Source organism: Amycolatopsis albispora, from assembly GCF_003312875.1.
GTDB classification, from domain to species: domain Bacteria; phylum Actinomycetota; class Actinomycetes; order Mycobacteriales; family Pseudonocardiaceae; genus Amycolatopsis; species Amycolatopsis albispora.
Genome location: NZ_CP015163.1, coordinates 1,283,978 through 1,302,128, shown reverse-complemented (window position 1 = coordinate 1,302,128; position 18,151 = coordinate 1,283,978). Strand labels below are relative to the sequence as shown.

The following is an 18,151-nucleotide window of genomic DNA, read 5'->3' as shown; positions in this document are numbered from 1 at the left end:
AAATGACCGCATTGCGAGCAGTGGCACTGACCTGCAGCCTCAAGCCGTCCCCCGCGCCGTCGAGCACGGAGCTGATCGCGAAACAGCTGCTGGACGAGCTGCGCGGGCACGGGGTGGACGGCGAGTCGATCCGGGTGGTCGACCACGACGTCCGGCCCGGGGTGGAGAAGGACATGGGCGACGGCGACGAATGGCCGTCCATCCGGGAAAAGATTCTGGGCGCGGACATTCTCGTGCTCGCGTCACCCACCTGGGTGGGGCACATGTCCAGCGTGGCCCAGCGGGTGCTCGAACGGCTGGACGCCGAACTGTCCGAAACGGACGACGAGGGACGGCCGACGATGTTCGGCAAGGTCGCGGTGACCGCCGTCGTCGGCAACGAGGACGGCGCGCACAAGATCACCGCCGACCTGTTCCAGGCGCTCAACGACACCGGCTTCACCGTCCCCGCCCAGGGCGGCACCTACTGGAACGGTGAAGCCATGACGCCCGGTGACTACATCGACCTGGACAGCACCCCGGAGGCCGTGGCGTCCACGAACGCCACCCTGGCGCGCAACGCCGCCCATCTCGCCACCCTGCTCCAGGCCAGTCCCTATCCCGCCAAGTAGCCGTTCACCGGGGTTCGGCGCGCGGAGGCCGCCGAAATGGCCAGCGCGCCGACGAGACCGACCGCGGCGAAGGCGTAGAACCCCCACGGGTAGGCGATCCCGGCGCTCAGCAGCGCACCGCCGACCAGCGGGCCCGAGATGGCACCCAGCCGCCCGACACCCGCCGCCCAGCCGAGGCCGGTGGCGCGGAAGGCGTCCCCGTAGGTCCGCCCGACGTAGGCGTAGACCAGCACCTGCGCGCTGAAGACGAAGCCGCCGGTCAGGAACACGGCCACGTACAGCGCCGGGCCCGGCAGCTTCACGCTGAGCAGGGCGAGGAACACCGCCGCCCCGCCGAACCAGCCGATCGCCGAGCCGCGCACGCCCACCCGGTCGGCGACGCGCCCGGCCACGAGCAGGCCCACCACTCCCCCGAGGTTCAGCGTCAGCAGCAGCCCGAGCGCGGCGCCGAGCGGGTACCCGGCCTGGCGCATGATCTCCGGCAGCCAGGTGTTCAGCCCGTACACCAGCAGCAGCCCCATGAACGAGGTCACCCAGAACGCCAGGGTGGCGCGCAGCATGCCGCCGCGGAACAACCCGGCGACCGTTTCGGCCGGACGCGTGCGCTCGAAGGCCGCCGACTCGGGCAGGTGCCGGATCATCAGCGGCACCAGCACCAGCGCGGGCAGCGCGCCCGCCAGGAACATCGACCGCCAGCCCAGCGGCGAGATCAGCCAGATGCCCAGCAACGCGGTCAGCACCGCGCCCACGTGGTAGCCGGTCATCAGCGTGGTCGTCGCGCTGCCCGCCCGGCCCGGCCTGGCGTGCTCGGTGACCAGCGCGATGGCCGTCGGCAGGCAGCCGCCCAGGCCCAGCCCGGCGGCGAACCGCAGCAGCCCGAACACCCACATCGACGGCGCGAGCGCGCACAGCGCGGTGCACGCGGAGAACAGCGTGACCGCGAAGATCAGCGCCTTGCGGCGGCCGATCACGTCGGTGACGGTGCCGATCGCCAGCGCGCCGAGCGTCATGCCGACCAGGCCCGCGGTGGAGACCACGGACGCCGACGCCGGCGTGATGCCCCAGACATGGTCGCGCAGCAGGACCGGCAGCACGGTGCCGAGCACCACCAGGTCGAAGCCGTCGAGCAGGACGGCGGTCCAGGCCAGCGGGATCACCCACGCGCGGCGCGCGGCAGCCTGCTCAGCGGGCATCGAAGCCTCCTTGCCTCGTTCGGTATGCGCACAAGTATGCACATTCCGAACACGACGGCAAGGGCCGCCTGCCCGCCGACAGGTGACCGACAGCTTCCCGGCGGCCGCCCGCATCCGGCGGCACCCGTGCGCCCGGATGGCCCAAGATCGCAAACCCGTTGTGCCCCAATGGTTTCCGCAGTGGCCGACCGGGAACCCAGTGCACCGTGGGGGATGGCTCACCAACGAGCGCGAGGAGAATCCGATGCCCACATGGGTTGTTGTGCTGATCGTCATCGCCGCGGTGGTCGTCGCGGCCGCGGTGGTCTGGCTGGTCATGCAGGAACTGCGGCGGAATCGCCTGCAACGGAAGTTCGGTCCCGAATACGAGCGCGCGGTCGCCGACCACGACAGCCCGCGCGCGGCGGAACGCGAACTGGCCGCACGCGAGAAGCGGCACCAGGAACTCGACATCCGGCCGCTGACGCCGGAGGCCAAGGAGCGCTACACGCGGGAATGGGCCCAGATCCAGGCGAAGTTCGTCGATCGCCCGTCACCGGCGGTGGCCGAGGCCGACCAGCTGCTCACCGAGCTGATGGCCGAGCGCGGGTACCCCACCGACGGGTATGACCAGCAGCTCGCCGATCTGTCCGTGCGGCACGCGCGAACGCTGGACCACTACCGCGCGGCGCACGACACCATGGTCGGCCACAGCCGTGAGCAGCGGTCCACTGAGGACCTGCGCGACGCGATGGTCCGCTACCGCACGGTTTTCGAGGACCTGCTGGGTGACGAAGCCAGGGAACACCACGACGCCCGGAACGGGAGGTAGGCCATGGACAGCGTGGATCGCAAGGAGAACCTGAGCACCCAGGACCTGCTTCCCGGCGAGCAGGACACCACCGACCGGACCGCCCAAACCGCGCAGTCCGATGTGGACATCGTGGACCCGGAACCGACGGAAACCACGTCGGCCGACGATGAGCAGCACCAGCCGTTGTTCGCACCCGAGGAGGTCGACGGTTACCGCGAGCAGTGGAAGTCGATCCAGATCAACTTCGTCGACGACCCGCAGCGCGCGGTCCGCGAGGCCGACGAGCTGGTGGCCAAGGTGATCCAGTCGCTGGCCGCCACCTTCGCCGCGCACAAGAGCGAACTGGAGGGCCAGTGGAGCCGCGGCGGCGAGGTCGCCACCGAGGACCTGCGCCTGGCGCTGCGGCAGTACCGGTCCTTCTTCCACCAGCTGCTCAGCGCGTGACGCCGCGCCGGAGCACGGCATCCTGCTGCTCGGCGTGCTGCTTCACCGCCCGCAGCGTGTGCTCGATGGAGTGGGTGTTGAAGCCGGGCCGGTCGGCGCGGCCGGTCACCTTCGGCCCCATCACCCGGCGGATGAACCAGTTGCCGACGCGGTACCAGTGCTCGGTGAGCAGGCAGCCGTCCGCCGTCGGGGCCAGCTCGTAGGACCACCGCGAAACCCGCACCCCGAACGGCGTGCGCACGTCGAAGGTGAACCGGCGGCCGGGTTCGCAGGCGACCACGCGAACCCGCGTCCGCCATTCCCGGTCACCGTTGCGATTGGTGCCGCGGAACCGCGCGCCCGCCGACGGCCCGGCCGCCGGGGGCACCCAGTGCCCGCCCGCGTTCTCCGGGCTGAACCGGCCCATGCCCGGCAGATCGGTGACCAGCGCCCACACCGCCGCCACCGGGGCGGTGATCTCCACACTGCGGGAAATGCTGGGTTCCACGGGGAAAACGGTCCCAGCTCCGGCGGCACGGGACAACCCGCGCCGCCGGAGTCCGCAATTTCCGAGAGGCCGCCGTTTCCGGAAGGCTCAGTCCGCCACCCAGCTGCCGTGGAAGCCGAGCGGCACCGGCTTCGGCAGGTGGATCCGCGCCAGCGGGGCCGCGGTGAAGTCCTGCGCCGACAGGATCACCAGGTCCGAGGCGTTCCGGTCGGGGTTGTTCACGTAGGCGATGGCGTAGCCGTCGTCCTCGGCCTTGCCCCGCGCCGATGGCACAAAAACCGCTTCGCTGGCGGCCGCGCCCGGCCCGAACCGGTGCACCTCCGACCGGCCGCTCCGCAGGTCGTGCTTGATCAGCGCGTTGCCGAAGGTGTGCGCCGGCTGGTCCAGGTAGACGTCGAGCAGGTCACCGGGTGAGGCCGCGTACCCGTAGCGATGGCGCCGGGAAACCAGGCTTTCGTTGACCCGGGGGAACTCCTGCGGCCGGTCGTCGAGCACCTGCCGCCGCACGCGGCCGCGGACCAGGTCGATCGTCCAGCGCTCCAGCACCGGCGGGCCCGACGCCGACGGCCCGCCGTACCCGAGCTTGCCCGACACCTCGAACGGCGCCGGCATCGTGGTCAGGTCGACCACCACCGAGGAGCCGTGCTCGTAGGCGTTGAGCGTGTGCGAGTAGAACACCGGGTCCACGCCGAACCAGCGGACCTCCCCGCCCGAGCGCCGCATCACGCCGACCCTGGCCGGGTGGTTGAGGTTCCACTTGTACGGCACCACCTTTCCGGGCCCCGGGTCGAAGGTGACCGGCACGTCGAAGACCACCACGTACCGCTCGGTCAGCGCGAAGTCGTGCATCATCGGGCTGTCGGCGACCGGGATGCGGTGGGTGCGGACCACGCGGCCGTTGCGGTCGACCACGAGGTGCCGCACGTGGTCCCACGTCGGGTGGTAGGTCACCGCGTGCAGTTCGTCGGCGCGGGCGTCGAACTTGGTGTGCGCGGTGTAGGAGCCGTCGAGCGAGCCGCCGAAGTCGTACGGGCCCAGCGTGTTCAGCTCCCCGTCGAGCTCGTACGGCGGCGGGCCGCTCTCCTGCAGCGCGAGAATGCGGCCGTGGTGGCTGATCACGTGCGTGTTGGGGGCGAAGTCCTCCGCGGGCACCGGCCACGGGTACGGCTCACCCAGCTTCGCCGCGACGGTCGACGAGCGCACCCAGCGGTTGCGGTACCACTCGGCGCGCCCGTCGCGCAGCCGGACGCCGTGCACCATGCCCTCGCCGAGCATCCAGTGGTGCGCGCGCGGGTCCTCGAGGCCGAGCACGTTCGGCCCGGTGCGCAGGTAACGCCCGGCGAGTTCACGCGGGATGCGGCCGGTGACCGGCAGGTCGAAGGCGGTCACCTCCTCCCGCACCGGCGCGAAGGCGCCTTCGAGGAACGGATGCCGTTCGGCCGCGGCTCCACCAGCGGCCGGTGCGGCGGTCGCGGTGCCGGTGTAGGACGCGGCAACCCCGCCCGCGGCCAGCGCGGCCGCTCCCCGGAGCACGTTCCGCCTGGTCGGTTCCGTCATGACGAGCCCCCTGGTCCCTAAACTGTGTATGACAAGAACAGTTTATGGCTTTACCAGTTCTGGATGCAAGGATGTTCCGGTGAACGAGGACAGGATCGAGTTGCTGCCGCCCGGCACGGCGCTGGCCTGGGGGTACACCGCGGCCCCGCGCCGCGGGCCGAAACCGGCCTACACCGTGGCGCAGATCGTGGACGCCGCCGTGGCCCAGGCCGACGCCGAGGGATACCAGGCCCTGTCCATGCCCGCGATCGCCAAGCGCCTCGGCATCACCGCCAACGCGCTCTACCGCTACCTGCGGTCCAAGGAGGAACTGCTGGTGCTGGTGGCCGAGGCGGGCTGGGGCCTGCCGCCGGAATCACTGCCGGGCGACTGGCGGCCGGCGGTCGCCGCCTGGGCGCACGCGCAGCTCGACCGCTGCCGTCGGCACCCCTGGCTGGTCGAACTGCCGGTGCGCGGCGGGCCCACCACGCCGAACATGCTGCGCTGGCTGGAGGTCTTCCTCGAGGCGATGTCGGGCACCGGGCTCGACGAGGACGACGTGCTCGGCTGCGTGCTGCTGGTCGACGGCTGGGTGCGCAGCACCGCCGCCCTGCTCCGCGACGTGCGCCCAAGCGCGCCCGAGACACTGAACGAATTCCTGCAGCCGCTCCTGCGTGAACACGGCTATCCGCGGGTCGCCGCCCTGCTCAGCGACGCCGACTACGGCGAGAACGGCATGCAGGACGCCGACGTGGAATTCGGCCTCGACCGCATCTTGGACGGCATCGAGGCGCTGATCGAGCAGCGCCGCCGCTGACGGAGCGCCCCGGTCACTGGCGTCAGCGGCGGTGAGCACGCTACGAAGTCTTGTCCCCCGCCTGAACCCGCTGGTCGTCCGACCGCTCGGTGTCCGGCGAGCGCTTGTCGGCCGCCACCGAATCGTAGATCGGCGTCGGCTCTTCGTCCGCCCCCTGCTTCCCCTCACGCACTGCCATAGTCCTATTTTCCGACACGGGTTCACGGGCCGCAGCGACAAGCCCCAAACACCCTCCGAGTGAGGGAGTGATAAGTCAATCTCTGTAGCGCGCGAGGTAGCGGCGGGTGACCTCGGCTTCGGCCGCCTCCTTGGCCTCCGCGCGCAGGCGGCGCCCGGTGCCGCGGGGATAACCGTGCTTGGCCAGCCGGTGCTCACCGCTCTCCTCCACGTAGGCGAAGGAGTAGAAGTAACCGACCAGCGCGGCCATCAGCACCAGCGCGAGCCGCAGGCCGAGCGGGCCGGGCAGCAGCAGCCACACCGAGACCAGCGGCAGGATCAGCACGGTGCTGCGCAGGCCGTGCCGCAGGATCCAGGTCTTCGCGGTGACGTCGTGCAGCACCCACTCGCGATAGCGGCCGGGCAGCCGCCCGCCGAGCGCGTACCAGAGCCACCGCACCGGGTCAGGTCGCTTCCGCATGGCCGTAGCGTACGCTAACAGTTAGCGCGTTAACCATTAGTGTGCTGGAGGGAACACCGTGGCCGAGATCGACCTGGGACCGAACCCGCTCGCACTGGAGCGGCAGGTCTGCTTCGCGCTGTCCATCGCGTCGAGATCGGTCATTTCGATCTACCGCCCGCTGCTCGAGCCGCACGGGCTCACCCATCCCCAGTACCTGGTGATGCTGGCGCTCTGGGACAGCGAGCCGCGCACGGTCAAGGACCTCGGCGCCACCCTGCGGCACGACTCGGCCACGCTGTCCCCGCTGCTCAAGCGGCTGGAAAGCATCGGGTACCTGACCCGGCGGCGGAAGGCGGGCAACGAGCGCGAGCTGGTGGTCGAGCTGACCGAGGCCGGGCGGGCGCTGCGGGCGGAGGCGGAGAAGATCCCGTACCGCGTGGTCGAGCAGCTGGGCATGGAGCTGGGCGAACTGGAGGAGCTGCACGCGGTGCTGACCAAGGTCATCGAGGCGACGCGGGTTTAGCAGGGGCGCGGCTGGGTACTCCGTCGCCGGAGTTGTGCCCGTTCCACTGCGAGGTCCCCGCCGATGACGAACCCCGACGCCGACCAGGCCGAGTCGTTCGCGCCCACCGAGTCACTCGAAGGGCTGCGGACCCAGATCGGCCAGTACGGCCGTCAGCTCGCCCGGCACGGGAGACGGCTGGAGAAGCACGCTCGTGACCTCGACCAGCTCCAGCACGATCTCGACGTGCTGACCAGGCAGATCGCCGCCGGGCTCGGCAACCGCGCGTGAGGCGCCGAACGGCGGCCGTCCGGGTGTCTGCGATCCCACCAGCCCCCCGAATGATGGGCACCCGGCAGCCGCCGTTCCTTGCGCCGCCAGGCAGTCCGCTCCTGGCGCCGCCTCCCTGGATACCGGGTGCCGACCGGCTGAGGGAAAGGTAAGGCGCCCACTGAGGGAGGGCTCAGTGGGCCGCTTCTCACCCGTTTGGCGGCAGCCGGGCGGCGGCCGGGGCGGCCGATCGTGTTAGCTGGGACGGTGGCGGAGTTCGACGTCTCGTACCAGCAGCGGCTCAACGACGCCGTCGCGGTGATCCGCGGCCGGTGGACGATCGCGGTGCTGGCCACGCTCGCGCTGCGCGAGACGCAGTACACCGATCTGCTCGCCACCATCAACGACAACGAACGCCGCTCCACCGGCGACGCGGGCCGGCGGCCGCTCTCGGACCGCGTGCTCACCGACACGCTGCGGCGGGCACGCGAGCACGACCTGATCGAGCGGCGGGCGGGCAGCGGGAACTTCAGCTCGGTCTGGTACCGGCTGACCCCGAAGGGCCGCGCCCTCCTGCGCGCGGTGCGGCCGCTGCTGGAGTGGGCACACGAATACAGCGAAGAAGGCGGAGACGCGGCGGCGCTGCGGAAGCTGAACATCGGCACCAGCCAGCCAGGCTGACGCCCCGGCGCTCGCCGGGCGCCTCACTCGCCGGGCTCTCAGGTTCGCGCGGCCTGGGTCCGCCCCGCCGCCGCCCTCCTGGGACACGAATGTGGCTTTGGGGGCGGAAAACGCTCCGAAAGCCACATTCGTGTCCGCCGAGCCACGCCGAGCGGATCTCACCCCCGCCGAGCCCCGCGTGCGCCGGGTCCACGTCGCCCGCCGGGTGCCCACGCCCGCCGCCTGCGGCGCATGTCACGAATGTGGCTTTCGAGACGCGGAACGTCTCGAAAGCCACATTCGTGACACCCCGGCCCCGGCCCCGGCCCCGGAGTCAGGGCAGGCCGACTGAGAGGACCTTGTCCCGGCCAGCGCTCTTCGCGGCGAAGAGCGCATTGTCCGCCGCCAGCAGCACGTCCTCCACCGACTCCCCCGCCTGCGGGCACGCCGCCGCCCCGATCGACACGGTCAGCCGCAGCCGCGCCGCCCGCTCGCCGACCGCGGCCTCGTCCATGCGGTGCTCGCGGATGGCCACCCTGATCCGCTCGGCCACCTCCGCCGCGCCCGCCACGCCGGTCTCCGGCAGCAGCACCACGAACTCCTCACCACCGAACCGGCCGCACAGGTCGTAGCGCCGGACCTCCGCGCGCATCAGGTCGGCGACCGCGCGCAGCACCTGGTCCCCGACCAGGTGCCCGAGTTCGTCGTTGACGTGCTTGAAGTGGTCGAGATCGACCATCAGCACGCTGATCTCGGTGCCGTTCCGCCGCGCCCGCTCGAACTCGGTGGCCGCCAGGCTGTGCCAGCTCGACGCGTTGAGCAGCCCGGTCTTGTGATCGGTCGTCGCCGCGTACTCGAGTTGGCGTACCAGCACGCTCCGGTGCAGCACGTACAGCGGCGGCAGCACCAGCACGACCAGCCACGGCCGCCACAGCGCGAGCGCGGCGACCAGCACCCCGACACACAGCGTGGCGATCTCCAGGCTGTTCTCGCTCCACGCCCCGGCGAGCCGCCGAATCGAGCGTTCCCCGCGCGACAGGCAGATGACCATCGCCACCAACGCGGAATTCACCAGCCAGTAAACGGCGATGATCGCGATGATCGAGAACAGCCCTTCCGGGCGGGCGAAGCCGGGAATTCCGCCGCCCGGTAAAACGGTGGTCAATAGCGCCACGACGGTGCAGGACAAGATCACCACACAGGCGCTGAAAACCACCCGGAACGCGTGCATTCCGGCGGCATCGCGCCAGCTCCGCCACCACAGGTGCAGATACAGCACCACGGTCACCGCGGCGGCCAGTGCCGGCGGCACCAGCAGCGCCGCCGCCATGGTCCAGACCGAGGTCATGTTCACGTGCGGGGCATCGGCGAACTGCCGTCGCATGCGCTCGACACCGCGGGTCATCTCGGCCGAGAGCATCCCGAGCGCGATCAGCGCGGCGGCCAGGCCGAGCCCGTCGCCGCCGATGCGCTCATGCGGGAGAAATAGCGTTCCGGCGACGGCGAGCAGCGCGGTGAGTTCCACGCCGAGCACATATCCGAGCACGGGCCGCGGCAATGTCCACACTTTCCAGTTCCCGGGCCTTTTGCCAGGGGAAGTGGCAACTGACTGATCGGTCATCCGGTGAACCTCAAACCTTCATACTGAGTGCGCTTGCGTCCCGGCAGTCCATTCGCTGTGAGGAGGTCCCCGCCATGGGTAACAAAGACTGGTGAGCCGTGAAATCGGAATCGGGTCCGCCCCCGCGCCGGGGGCGGACCCGCAGCAAGCCGATCGCGGCCGCGGACAGCACGGCGAGTGCGCCGGCGGCCGCGATCACCCTGGCCGGGCCCGCCGCCTCCGCGGCGAGTCCGGCCAGCAGCACGGCTACGCCCTGTGAGCAGTAGAGCACGGTCGCCATCCGGCCCATCACCGTGCCGAGCCGGTGGTCCGGCACCGCATCCACCACCATCGTCTGAGTCTGGATCAGGTACGCCGTCGAGAAAACACCCGACGCCGCCCAGCATAAGATCGACAACACCAGCCCGGGCGCGAGGTCGCACACCACCAGCGGCACACCACCCGCCGCGGCCAGCCCGGCCGCCACGCCGGGAGAAGCCGGGAGCCGGATCCGCGCGACCAGCCACGCCCCGGCGATGCTGCCCAGCGGGTCGGCGGCGAGCAGCAGGCCGACCCCGATCGCGGCGGCGCCGATGCCGTCCGCGTAGGGCGCGGCGAGCCCCTCCGGGACGACGTACAAGCCGACCATCGAAACCAGCGCGTACAACGTGATCAGCTTGCGGCGGTCGCCCTTCCCGGCCTCGGCGGTGGTCTCCGCACGCGACGCGGCCGCCGCCGGGCGGTGCCGCACGCCCGCCCGGACCAGGATCGCGCTGAGCAGGAAGGTGAGCGCGTTCAGGCCGAGCGCGACGTGCGGTTCGAGCACCACGAGCAACGCGCCGCCCCCGGCGAACCCGGCGAGCTGCGCGCTCTGCCCGGTCACCTGCCGCAGCGCGAGCGCCTGCGGGTACCGCTCACCCGGCACCACCTGCGGCAGCAGGGCCATCGACGCCGCCTTGAACGGCCCGGACGCGACGCTGAGCAGGGCGGCGCACGCCCACAGCACCGGCAGTGGCAGGCCGGGCACCGCCATCAGCAGCGCGATACCCGCCCGGAGGGAGTCGGTCACCACCAGCACCGCGCGCCGCGGGAACCGGTCGGCGAGGCCCGCCAGCAGGAAGCCGCCGAGCACCGACGGCACGAAGGTCAGGGCGTAGGTGAGCGCGGTCAGCAGCGCGGACGCGGTCCGGTCGAAGACGAGCACCGCGAGCGCGACCCTGGCCAGCTGGTCACCGGCGACCGAGAGCAGCTCCGCGAACCAGAGCGCCCGGAACTCCCGCACCCGCAGGGGCGCGAGGAGTCCTGCGCGCTCGGCCATCGCTCCCTGCCTCTCTGTACCCGGTCAACTACGATAACCGACTTCAGAGCGGCGCTGTATTGGTCGTTATACGCTCGACGACGCGCCAGACCTCTTCCTCGCGGGCTTCGTCGTACGACTCGGCGGACGACGGCACCACGCGCCCGCGGTCGATGTACGAACCGGACGGGCCAGGGCGCGGTCCGGTCACGGTGTCGGCGAGCAGCCGCCCGGCGGCGGCAGGCCCCATCGCCAGCGGCGTCACGCGAAGGGCCTGGAGCACGGCCCCCGCGACCCGCCTGGTCACCGGCCCGGCGTCGCGGACGAGCCCGGTGCCCGCCACCACCCCGGGGTTGTAGGTGTAGACGTCCACGCCGTCCGGCAACCGCCGCGCCAGCGCGTGCACCAGGTAGAGCACGGCGAGCTTGCTGGTGGCGTAGGCGCGCCGCCCGGCCGTGGCGGTGGTCGCGGTGCCGGGCTTGACCAGTTCCTCCACCGGCGCCCAGACCGGCGCGGGCACCAGCCCGAGGTTGTGCCGGAAGTCGCCGAAGTGCACGTCGCTGCCCACCACCACGAGGCGGCTGGGTGCGGCGAACCGGTCGAGCAGCAGCCGCAGCAGCAGGTGGTTCGCGAGCACGTTGACGCCGAAGGTGGTCTCGAAACCGTCGGCCGTGGTGCTGGTCGTCGTGGCCATCTGCAGCCCGGCGTTGCCGAGGAAGTCGCGCAGCGGCGGGATCTCCCCCGCGTCGAGCCGCCTGCCGATCTCCTCGGCGGCCGCCCGGATGTCGGCGAACGAAGCCAGGTCGCAGGTGATCGCGGAGAGGTTGGCGCTGCCGGTGGTCTCGCGCAGTTCGCGGACGAGACGGTCGCCGTCACGGGCGAGCAGCAGCAGGTGGCGGTCCGGTTGGGTGGTGAGCAGGTGTTCGGCGGCGGCGCGGCCGAGGCCACGGCCACCGCCGGTCATCAGGATCGTGCTGGGCGACATTTTGGGCTCCGGTATCTAGTGGTACTGAGTACCGTACGGAATTCGATACCGACGCGCTAGGCTGCGTTCCATGACCGGCCGAGCCCCACTCCGCGAGCGCAAGCAGCAGCGCGCGCGGGAGCAGATCGTCCACGCCGCGTTCGAGCTCTTTGCCGAGCGCGGGTTCGGTGAGGTGACCGTTTCGGACATCGCCGAGCGGGCCGAGGTCGGGCGCACCACGTTCTTCCGCTACTTCGGCGACAAGCAGGAGGTCGTCTTCGCCGACGAGCAGGACCTGCTCGACGCGCTCGCCGAGCGCCACCGCGCCTCCCTCACCAGCGCACCGGACCTGGACCAGGCGCTGGCGCAGATCCGGCTGGCGGTGCTCGCGGTGTGCGCGGAGGTGACCAAGGACGCCGAGCACTTCCGGCGCCACGAGAAGCTGCTGCGCGAGAATCCCGAGCTGCACGACCGCGGCAACCGCAAGCTCCAGCGGTTCACCGAGACGATCACCGCGAACCTGCGGGAGGCCGGCGCCACACCGCTGGTCGCCGCGCTGGCCCCGCAGCTGGCGCTCGCGTGCTTCAACGCGGGCAGGCAACTGGGCGAGGAAGACCCGGGGCGCCTCACCGGCTCCGTCGAAGCCGCCTTCACCGCACTGGGCGCCGTCAGGTCCGATGTGGACGGACGCCGCGGTCAGGACGAGGTTTTGTAGGTGCTCCAGCCGCCGTCCACGACCAGCGCGGTGCCGGTGATGTAGGAAGCGTCGTCTCCGGCCAGGAACGCGATCGCGGCGGCGACCTCTTCCGGGCGGCCCAGCCGGTTCTGCATGGTCTGCGCGGCGCTGGCGACGCGGTCCGCCTCGCTGATGCCGTCCCACGCGGCGGTCAGGATCGGCCCCGGCAGCACCGAGTTCACCCGCACCTCGGTGCCGTATTCGGCGGCGAGCTGGCGGGCGAGCCCGGTCAGCCCCGCCTTCGCCGAGGCGTAGGCCGCCCGGCCGGGCAGCCCGGCCAGCGCGTGCACCGAGGAAGTCAGCACCACCGCGCCGCGCGCGTCCCGGCGCAGGTCGTCCAGGCAGGCCTTGAACCCGAGGAACGCGCCGGTCAGCGTCACCGCGAGCTGACGCTCCCACGAAGCCAGGCTCAGTTCGTGCGCGGGCACCACTTCGACCGTGTAGGCGTTGCTCACCAGGATGTCCACCGGCCCGAGTTCCTCGCGGCACCGCGCGACCGCCACCGCCCAGCCCGCTTCCGAGCTGACGTCGCAGTGGACGGCGATCGCGCGGCCGCCGTCCTCGGTGATCCGGGCGGCGACCCCTTCCACCGCGGGCAGGTCGACGTCGAGCAGGGCCACCGCGATGCCATCGGCGGCGAACCGGCGCGCGGTCGCTTCGCCGATGCCACGCGCGGCCCCGGTGATCATCGCGGTCTTCACGCGGCGCAGTCTGCCCCACGCACCATCGGGTGGCCAAGGGCCGTCGCGCCGTTTTCCGGCTTGCGCTGGAGCGCGCTCCAGGTCATAGCGTTGAAGAACACGCCATCCGCACCGAGGAGACCTGCCCCATGGAGCTCGGCTTCCACCTCCCCATCTTCGACATCGAGGGCGGCACCACCGCCATCGCCGGTGAACTCGCCCGCGTGGGCACCGCGGCCGAGGCGGCCGGGGCCACCTGGCTGTCCTTCATGGACCACTACTTCCAGATCGAGCCGACCGGGCTGCCCGCCGAAGCCAACATGCTGGAGGGCTACACCACGCTCGGTTTCCTCGCCGCGCACACCAGCACCATCGATCTCGGCCTGCTGGTGACCGGCGTGACCTACCGGCACCCCGGGCTGCTCGCGAAGATCGTCACCACGCTCGACGTGCTCTCCGGCGGGCGTGCCGTGCTCGGCCTCGGCGCCGCGTGGTTCGAGCGCGAGCACCACGGCCTCGGCGTGCCGTACCCGCCGGTGGCCGAGCGGTTCGAACGCCTCGAGGAAACCCTGCGGATCTGCGAGCAGATGTGGGACCCCGGGAACAACGGGCCGTTCGAGGGCAAGCACTACCAGCTCGCCGAGACGCTCTGCTCGCCGCAGCCGATCAACCGGCCCAAGGTGCTCATCGGCGGTGGTGGCGAGCGCAAGACGCTGCGGCTGGTGGCGCAGTACGGCGACGCGTGCAACCTGTTCGGCAGCTCGCCGGAGGACGTCAAGCACAAGCTCGACGTGCTGCGGAAGCACTGCGACGACGTCGGCACCGACTACGCCGCGATCCAGAAGACGATCATCGCGAACAACCCGCGGCCGGAGCCCGGCAAGCTGGACGAGTTCGTCGCCTCGATGGCGCCCTACGCCGAAATCGGGGTCCAGTCGGTGATCGTCACCCCGACCACCGGCGCCCCGGCCACCTGGATCGAGCAGCTGGCGCCGGCGGTCCCGCGGCTCGCCGAACTCGGTTCCTGAGCCGCGCCTGTCAGGTCAGGCGGCCGGTGTCCGCAGCACGGCTCGCTCCACCGCCTCGGTCATCGGGCGGAGGTGCTCCCGCGCGCGGGCGGTCAGCTCCGGCCCGGCGAGTTCGACGGTGCCCGTGTCGAACAGCGGCTTCGGCGCGTATTCGGTCTGCAGAATGGTTTCGCGGGCCATGTCGTCGCCGTAGACGTCCTGGATGATGCGGAAGGCGATCTCGAACCCGCCGGTGGCCGGGCCCGCGGTGAGCCGGTTGCGGTCCTCGACCACGTTGCCCGGCTCGAAGCTCGCGCCGTAGTGCGCGAGCAGGTGGGTCACGTGGAAGTTGGTGGTGGCCCGGTAGCCCTTGAGCAGCCCGGCCGCGCCCAGCAGCAGCGCACCGGCGCAGGAGCCCGCCACCCAGCGCGCCCGGCTGCCGCGGTCGGCCAGGAACGCCAGGGTTTCGGCGTCCTGGAAGACCTCGGGCGGGACGGCTCCGGTGAACAGCACGTCCACGTCACGCGGGCAGTCCGCGAAGGTGGTGGTCGGGCGGGTGGGGAAGGTCGGCAGGCCGGTGAACTCGTCGGTGTTCTTCCAGACCAGGTGCAGCTCGACCTTCGGCAGCAGGCCGAGCGCGGTGTGCACGCCGATGATGTCCACCGGCATGTAGCCGGGCGCGACCAGGATCGCCACGGTCAGGCCGGGCAGTTCGCCGTCCGGAATGGCCAGGTGCTCGGTTTTCACTGTGCTCACTGATGCCTCCTCGATGGGTTGGTCACCGAGAGAGTATCAGCCTGGCTTACAGTTCGCCTGAAGCTAAGGCACCGGGGTGAAGGACCGCACGAACTGGCGGACAGCGGCCTGCTGTTCGGCGGTCAGCCCGTCGAGGAGTTCCGCGTCGATCCGCTCCAGCGCGGCGGCCACCTCGTCCAGCAGTTCGCGACCGCGCGGCGTGACCTCCAGCCGGGCCTTCTTGCCGCGCTCGACCGGGGCGTCCGCGACCGCACCCGCGTCCTGGAGCAGGCGCACGGTGGCGTGCATGCTCTGCGCGGTGATGCCCGCGCGGCGGGCCAGGTCGCTGTAGGACAGATCGGGCCGCCGGGCGAGGTGCCCGAGCGCGCCGAGGTGCCGCAGCGTCAGGCCGTGTGGTGCCAGCGCCTGCTCGATCCGGCGCTGCGCTTCCCGTCCGGCGGCGATCAGGTTCAGCGCCAGCGACGCCGTCAGCCGCGGTGGGTCCTGGTCCATCTGCTCGCTCTCACCAGCTCGTACCGTCACCGGCGGAATGCTCTCACGGCGGTCGCGAGTTCGCGGATGCGCTCCGGGCCGACCTGGCAGCAGCCGCCGATGAGCCGCGCGCCCTCGGCGACCCAGTCCCGGACCGGCGCGAAAACCGGTTCGCCCCGCCAGGTCCTGGCTTCGGCGTCCCAGCTCTGCCCGCTGTTCGGATAGGCGACGACCGGCTTGCCGGACACCCTCGCGGCCAGCCCGATCGCCGCGCCGGTGTCACGCGGGGAACTGCAGTTCACCCCGGTGGCCACGATCCGCTCCACCCCGGCGGCGACGGCGAACGCCTCGGCCAGCGGCTGCCCTGCCCTGGTCCGCTCACCGTCCACAGTGTACGAAAGCCAGGCCGGCACGCCGTATTCGGCGACCAGCCCGGCGAGCACCTCGGCCTCGTCGAGGTCCGGGATGGTCTCCACGGCCAGCAAATCCGGCCCGGCGGCCACCAGCACGTCCAGGCGTTTCCGGTGGAAGGCGGTCAGCTCGGCTTTGCTGAGCCCGTATCGGCCGCGGTACTCCGCCCCGTCGGCGGTGATCGCCCCGTAGGGCCCGACCGATGCTGCAACGAGGAGTCCACTTCGGACACGGTCCGCGGCGTCCCTGGCGAGTTCGACGCTGCGCCGCAACGCCTTCACCGTCCCCGACGCCTCCACCCCGGCGGCGGCGAAGCCCTCGAAGCTGACCTGGTAGCTGGCGGTCGTCGCCACCTCGGCCCCGGCGCGGAAATACGCCTCGTGCGCGGCCGTGATCGCCTCGGGCTCGTCGAGCAGCAACCTGGCCGACCACAATGCCCCGCCGAGGTCGTGCCCCGCGGCCTCCAGCTGATTGGACAAACCGCCGTCGAGCACCAGCGGCCGTGCCGAAAAGTCCATCCGTACCTCCCTTCCGCAGCCTAACCGGGTGCGCCGCCCATGCCCCCGCTAGTCCAGCTGGATAATGCGCGTGAGTGTTTCTCCGGTGGTCGCCGCCGTGGCCTGGTACAGCAGGCGCGGCACGGCGTCCCGCAGGGCGCGGACCGCTCGCGACGGTTCCACATCGCGCCGGTAGGCCAGTCGCACCGTGCGGGTCAGGCCGGGCGGGCCGAACCGGGTGATGCGGAACCGGTCGCCCACCACCGTGCCCGGCACCACGGCCAGCCCGATCCCGGCACGCACGAATTCCAGCACCGCGTCCATTTCCCCGCCCTCGATGGCAAAATCCGGCTCGAAGCCTTCCGCGCGGCACGCCTCCATGGTCGCCTCGCGCAGGTCGTAACCACGCCGGAACATCACCAGCGGATGCCCGCGCAGATCGCGGATCTTCATCCGCGCTCCCGGCACCGGCGCGGGCGCCTCCTTCGGTGAGATCACCACCAGTTCCTCGACGAACAACGGCACGGTCGACAGCCGCGGATCGTCGTGCACCCGCGAGTCGACGATCATCGCCAGGTCCAGCGTGCCCTCCGAAAGCGCCGCCTGAAGGTCCCGCGAACCGCCCTCCTGCAGCACCAGCTCGATGCCCGGGTACTTGCCGCGGAAGGTGGCCAGCAGGCGCGGCAGCACACCGGTGCACAGACTGGGCGTCGCCCCGAAGCGGACGCGCCCCCGCCCCAGTTCGTCCAGCTCCCGCACCGCCCGGTAGGCCGCCTCGGTCTCGGCGAGGATCCGGCGCGCGATCGGCAGCAGCGTCTCCCCCGCCTCGGTGAGCGTGACGTTGCCGCGGATGCGGTGGAACAGCGTCGCGCCGACGTCGCGTTCGAGCGCCTTGACCTGTTGCGACAGCGACGGCTGCGCCACCCGCATCCGCTCGGCGGCCTGGGTGAAGTGGCGGGTCTCGGCAACCGCGACGAAGTACGCCAGCTGATGGAACTGCACCCCTCCATCATAGGCACAGCCTCTCGTCACCAGAGCCAAGATCTGTTTGCCCTCTGGAACCACCCCGGCCTACCGTCGGAACCGTGGTAGTCGCACCCGCGCCACCGGCGGCGCGAAAACGCCCGGCAGTACTGGAATTCTGGCGATCGACCATCGGCAAGAAGGCGGTGATGGCGGTCACCGGGCTGCTCATGGTCGCCTTCCTGCTGGCACACATGGTCGGCAACCTGAAGATCTTCTTCGGCCCCGGCGAGTTCGACGCGTACTCCGCCTGGCTGCGCACCATCGGCGCGCCCGTGCTGCACCACGAGTGGTACCTGTGGATCCAGCGCACCGGGCTGCTGATCGCGCTGGTCCTGCACATCGTCGCGGCCGCGCAACTGTCCCGGCGCGACCGCAGGGCACGGCCGGTCCGCTACGTGCACGGCAGGCGCCCGAAGGCCACCTTCGCCACCAGGACCATGCGCTGGGGCGGCGTGATCATCGCCTTCTACGTCGTCTGGCACGTGCTCGACCTGACGGTGGGCGCGGTGCACCAGGACTTCGTGCCGCACCACCCGTACCACAACGTGGTCGCCAACTTCCAGGTCTGGTGGATCAACCTGATCTACTTCGTGCCGGTCATCCTGGTCGGCCTGCACATCAACCACGGCTTCTTCAGCGCCGCGCAGACCCTCGGCGTGAACCGCCCGGCGCGGCGGCGCGCGCTCAAGATCACCGGGTCCACGCTCGCCTTCGTGATCACCGCGGGCTTCCTGCTGGTGCCGATCGCCGTGATGACAGGGATGGTGGAGTGAC

At 71.2% G+C, this 18,151-nt stretch carries 23 protein-coding genes; 10 read left to right on the top strand and 13 right to left on the bottom strand.

The window, feature by feature from the left end; translation table 11 throughout:
- Positions 1-2 precede the first annotated feature (2 nt).
- Positions 3-611, top strand: a complete 609-nt coding sequence (locus A4R43_RS06290; RefSeq protein WP_113691446.1) for a flavodoxin family protein — start codon at positions 3-5, stop codon at positions 609-611.
- Here A4R43_RS06290 and A4R43_RS06285 read toward each other — a convergent pair.
- Positions 596-1,804 carry an MFS transporter gene (locus tag A4R43_RS06285; RefSeq protein WP_113691445.1) on the bottom strand — a complete coding sequence of 403 codons (1,209 nt, stop codon included), beginning with the start codon at positions 1,802-1,804 and terminating at the stop codon, positions 596-598. The genes A4R43_RS06290 and A4R43_RS06285 overlap by 16 nt on opposite strands.
- Positions 1,805-2,048: 244 nt before the next feature.
- Between A4R43_RS06285 and A4R43_RS06280 the strand changes: the two genes are divergently transcribed.
- Both A4R43_RS06280 and A4R43_RS06275 read left to right on the top strand, forming a co-directional pair.
- Positions 2,049-2,615, top strand: coding sequence for a hypothetical protein (locus A4R43_RS06280; RefSeq protein WP_113697377.1), 567 nt, complete (start codon positions 2,049-2,051; stop codon positions 2,613-2,615).
- A gap of 3 nt (positions 2,616-2,618) precedes the next feature.
- Positions 2,619-3,041, top strand: a complete 423-nt coding sequence (locus A4R43_RS06275) for a hypothetical protein (RefSeq protein ID WP_236808799.1) — start codon at positions 2,619-2,621, stop codon at positions 3,039-3,041.
- Here the strand turns inward: A4R43_RS06275 and A4R43_RS06270 are convergent.
- Both A4R43_RS06270 and A4R43_RS06265 read right to left on the bottom strand, forming a co-directional pair.
- Positions 3,031-3,528 carry an SRPBCC family protein gene (locus A4R43_RS06270; protein ID WP_113691444.1) on the bottom strand — a complete coding sequence of 166 codons (498 nt, stop codon included), beginning with the start codon at positions 3,526-3,528 and terminating at the stop codon, positions 3,031-3,033. The two genes, A4R43_RS06275 and A4R43_RS06270, sit on opposite strands and share 11 nt — an antisense overlap.
- Positions 3,529-3,615: 87 nt before the next feature.
- A complete protein-coding gene (locus A4R43_RS06265) occupies positions 3,616-5,085 on the bottom strand; it encodes a carotenoid oxygenase family protein (protein ID WP_113691443.1) in 1,470 nt (489 codons plus the stop codon).
- A 79-nt stretch (positions 5,086-5,164) separates the two neighbouring features.
- Here A4R43_RS06265 and A4R43_RS06260 point away from each other — a divergent pair, with 79 nt between their 5' ends.
- On the top strand, positions 5,165-5,881 hold the full coding sequence (locus A4R43_RS06260) for a TetR/AcrR family transcriptional regulator (protein ID WP_113691442.1): 717 nt from the start codon (positions 5,165-5,167) through the stop codon (positions 5,879-5,881).
- A 40-nt stretch (positions 5,882-5,921) separates the two neighbouring features.
- On the opposite strand, the gene A4R43_RS42570 is transcribed toward A4R43_RS06260, so the two are convergent.
- Both A4R43_RS42570 and A4R43_RS06255 read right to left on the bottom strand, forming a co-directional pair.
- On the bottom strand, positions 5,922-6,059 hold the full coding sequence (locus tag A4R43_RS42570) for a hypothetical protein (protein ID WP_162788341.1): 138 nt from the start codon (positions 6,057-6,059) through the stop codon (positions 5,922-5,924).
- A gap of 75 nt (positions 6,060-6,134) precedes the next feature.
- Positions 6,135-6,518, bottom strand: coding sequence for a DUF5313 family protein (locus tag A4R43_RS06255; RefSeq protein ID WP_113691441.1), 384 nt, complete (start codon positions 6,516-6,518; stop codon positions 6,135-6,137).
- Between the two features lie 58 nt (positions 6,519-6,576).
- Between A4R43_RS06255 and A4R43_RS06250 the strand changes: the two genes are divergently transcribed.
- The 3 genes from A4R43_RS06250 (at position 6,577) to A4R43_RS06240 (ending at position 7,953) form a co-directional block, all read left to right on the top strand.
- Positions 6,577-7,023, top strand: a complete 447-nt coding sequence (locus tag A4R43_RS06250; RefSeq protein ID WP_113691440.1) for a MarR family winged helix-turn-helix transcriptional regulator — start codon at positions 6,577-6,579, stop codon at positions 7,021-7,023.
- A 63-nt stretch (positions 7,024-7,086) separates the two neighbouring features.
- The gene (locus tag A4R43_RS06245; RefSeq protein WP_113691439.1) at positions 7,087-7,293 is read left to right on the top strand and encodes a hypothetical protein; all 207 of its coding nucleotides are present in this window, start codon (positions 7,087-7,089) and stop codon (positions 7,291-7,293) included.
- A 246-nt stretch (positions 7,294-7,539) separates the two neighbouring features.
- Positions 7,540-7,953 (top strand): winged helix-turn-helix transcriptional regulator, encoded by a 414-nt coding sequence (locus A4R43_RS06240; RefSeq protein WP_162788340.1) that lies wholly within the window; start codon positions 7,540-7,542, stop codon positions 7,951-7,953.
- 313 nt (positions 7,954-8,266) lie between these two features.
- Here A4R43_RS06240 and A4R43_RS06235 read toward each other — a convergent pair whose 3' ends face one another.
- The 3 genes from A4R43_RS06235 to A4R43_RS06225 all read right to left on the bottom strand — a co-directional run bounded on the left by A4R43_RS06235 (position 8,267) and on the right by A4R43_RS06225 (position 11,814).
- On the bottom strand, positions 8,267-9,490 hold the full coding sequence (locus tag A4R43_RS06235) for a GGDEF domain-containing protein (protein ID WP_162788339.1): 1,224 nt from the start codon (positions 9,488-9,490) through the stop codon (positions 8,267-8,269).
- Positions 9,491-9,563: 73 nt separating this feature from the next.
- The gene (locus A4R43_RS06230; RefSeq protein WP_113691436.1) at positions 9,564-10,850 is read right to left on the bottom strand and encodes an MFS transporter; all 1,287 of its coding nucleotides are present in this window, start codon (positions 10,848-10,850) and stop codon (positions 9,564-9,566) included.
- A gap of 43 nt (positions 10,851-10,893) precedes the next feature.
- Positions 10,894-11,814 carry an SDR family NAD(P)-dependent oxidoreductase gene (locus tag A4R43_RS06225; RefSeq protein WP_205215256.1) on the bottom strand — a complete coding sequence of 307 codons (921 nt, stop codon included), beginning with the start codon at positions 11,812-11,814 and terminating at the stop codon, positions 10,894-10,896.
- Between the two features lie 70 nt (positions 11,815-11,884).
- On the opposite strand from A4R43_RS06225, the gene A4R43_RS06220 reads away from it, so the two are divergent.
- On the top strand, positions 11,885-12,508 hold the full coding sequence (locus A4R43_RS06220) for a TetR/AcrR family transcriptional regulator (protein ID WP_113691435.1): 624 nt from the start codon (positions 11,885-11,887) through the stop codon (positions 12,506-12,508).
- On the opposite strand, the gene A4R43_RS06215 is transcribed toward A4R43_RS06220, so the two are convergent.
- On the bottom strand, positions 12,490-13,230 hold the full coding sequence (locus tag A4R43_RS06215; protein WP_236808796.1) for an SDR family NAD(P)-dependent oxidoreductase: 741 nt from the start codon (positions 13,228-13,230) through the stop codon (positions 12,490-12,492). The two genes, A4R43_RS06220 and A4R43_RS06215, sit on opposite strands and share 19 nt — an antisense overlap.
- A 128-nt stretch (positions 13,231-13,358) precedes the next feature.
- On the opposite strand from A4R43_RS06215, the gene A4R43_RS06210 reads away from it, so the two are divergent.
- Positions 13,359-14,237 (top strand): LLM class F420-dependent oxidoreductase, encoded by an 879-nt coding sequence (locus tag A4R43_RS06210; protein WP_113691434.1) that lies wholly within the window; start codon positions 13,359-13,361, stop codon positions 14,235-14,237.
- A 15-nt stretch (positions 14,238-14,252) separates the two neighbouring features.
- On the opposite strand, the gene A4R43_RS06205 is transcribed toward A4R43_RS06210, so the two are convergent.
- From A4R43_RS06205 to A4R43_RS06190, 4 genes are all read right to left on the bottom strand, one after another.
- A complete protein-coding gene (locus A4R43_RS06205; protein ID WP_205215255.1) occupies positions 14,253-14,972 on the bottom strand; it encodes a DJ-1/PfpI family protein in 720 nt (239 codons plus the stop codon).
- A gap of 63 nt (positions 14,973-15,035) precedes the next feature.
- Positions 15,036-15,494: a MarR family winged helix-turn-helix transcriptional regulator gene (locus A4R43_RS06200; RefSeq protein ID WP_162788338.1), complete on the bottom strand. Its 459-nt coding sequence runs from the start codon at positions 15,492-15,494 to the stop codon at positions 15,036-15,038.
- On the bottom strand, positions 15,491-16,372 hold the full coding sequence (gene mmuM / locus A4R43_RS06195) for a homocysteine S-methyltransferase (protein ID WP_113691432.1): 882 nt from the start codon (positions 16,370-16,372) through the stop codon (positions 15,491-15,493). Before mmuM ends, A4R43_RS06200 begins: the two co-directional genes overlap by 4 nt.
- 48 nt (positions 16,373-16,420) lie before the next feature.
- On the bottom strand, positions 16,421-17,353 hold the full coding sequence (locus A4R43_RS06190) for a LysR family transcriptional regulator (RefSeq protein WP_113691431.1): 933 nt from the start codon (positions 17,351-17,353) through the stop codon (positions 16,421-16,423).
- Positions 17,354-17,436: 83 nt separating this feature from the next.
- Here A4R43_RS06190 and A4R43_RS06185 point away from each other — a divergent pair, with 83 nt between their 5' ends.
- A complete protein-coding gene (locus tag A4R43_RS06185) occupies positions 17,437-18,150 on the top strand; it encodes a succinate dehydrogenase cytochrome b subunit (RefSeq protein ID WP_113691430.1) in 714 nt (237 codons plus the stop codon).
- Position 18,151 lies beyond the last annotated feature (1 nt).

What these genes read in the sequence shown, in the direction of transcription:
- A4R43_RS06290 (WP_113691446.1), top strand. Translation starts at nt 3, where the DNA reads ATGACCGCATTGCGAGCAGTGGCACTGACCTGCAGCCTCAAGCCGTCC.
- A4R43_RS06285 (WP_113691445.1), bottom strand. Translation starts at nt 1,804, where the DNA reads ATGCCCGCTGAGCAGGCTGCCGCGCGCCGCGCGTGGGTGATCCCGCTG.
- A4R43_RS06280 (WP_113697377.1), top strand. Translation starts at nt 2,049, where the DNA reads ATGCCCACATGGGTTGTTGTGCTGATCGTCATCGCCGCGGTGGTCGTC.
- A4R43_RS06275 (WP_236808799.1), top strand. Translation starts at nt 2,619, where the DNA reads ATGGACAGCGTGGATCGCAAGGAGAACCTGAGCACCCAGGACCTGCTT.
- A4R43_RS06265 (WP_113691443.1), bottom strand. Translation starts at nt 5,085, where the DNA reads ATGACGGAACCGACCAGGCGGAACGTGCTCCGGGGAGCGGCCGCGCTG.
- A4R43_RS42570 (WP_162788341.1), bottom strand. Translation starts at nt 6,059, where the DNA reads ATGGCAGTGCGTGAGGGGAAGCAGGGGGCGGACGAAGAGCCGACGCCG.
- A4R43_RS06255 (WP_113691441.1), bottom strand. Translation starts at nt 6,518, where the DNA reads ATGCGGAAGCGACCTGACCCGGTGCGGTGGCTCTGGTACGCGCTCGGC.
- A4R43_RS06245 (WP_113691439.1), top strand. Translation starts at nt 7,087, where the DNA reads ATGACGAACCCCGACGCCGACCAGGCCGAGTCGTTCGCGCCCACCGAG.
- A4R43_RS06230 (WP_113691436.1), bottom strand. Translation starts at nt 10,850, where the DNA reads ATGGCCGAGCGCGCAGGACTCCTCGCGCCCCTGCGGGTGCGGGAGTTC.
- A4R43_RS06225 (WP_205215256.1), bottom strand. Translation starts at nt 11,814, where the DNA reads ATGTCGCCCAGCACGATCCTGATGACCGGCGGTGGCCGTGGCCTCGGC.
- A4R43_RS06220 (WP_113691435.1), top strand. Translation starts at nt 11,885, where the DNA reads ATGACCGGCCGAGCCCCACTCCGCGAGCGCAAGCAGCAGCGCGCGCGG.
- A4R43_RS06210 (WP_113691434.1), top strand. Translation starts at nt 13,359, where the DNA reads ATGGAGCTCGGCTTCCACCTCCCCATCTTCGACATCGAGGGCGGCACC.
- mmuM (WP_113691432.1), bottom strand. Translation starts at nt 16,372, where the DNA reads ATGGACTTTTCGGCACGGCCGCTGGTGCTCGACGGCGGTTTGTCCAAT.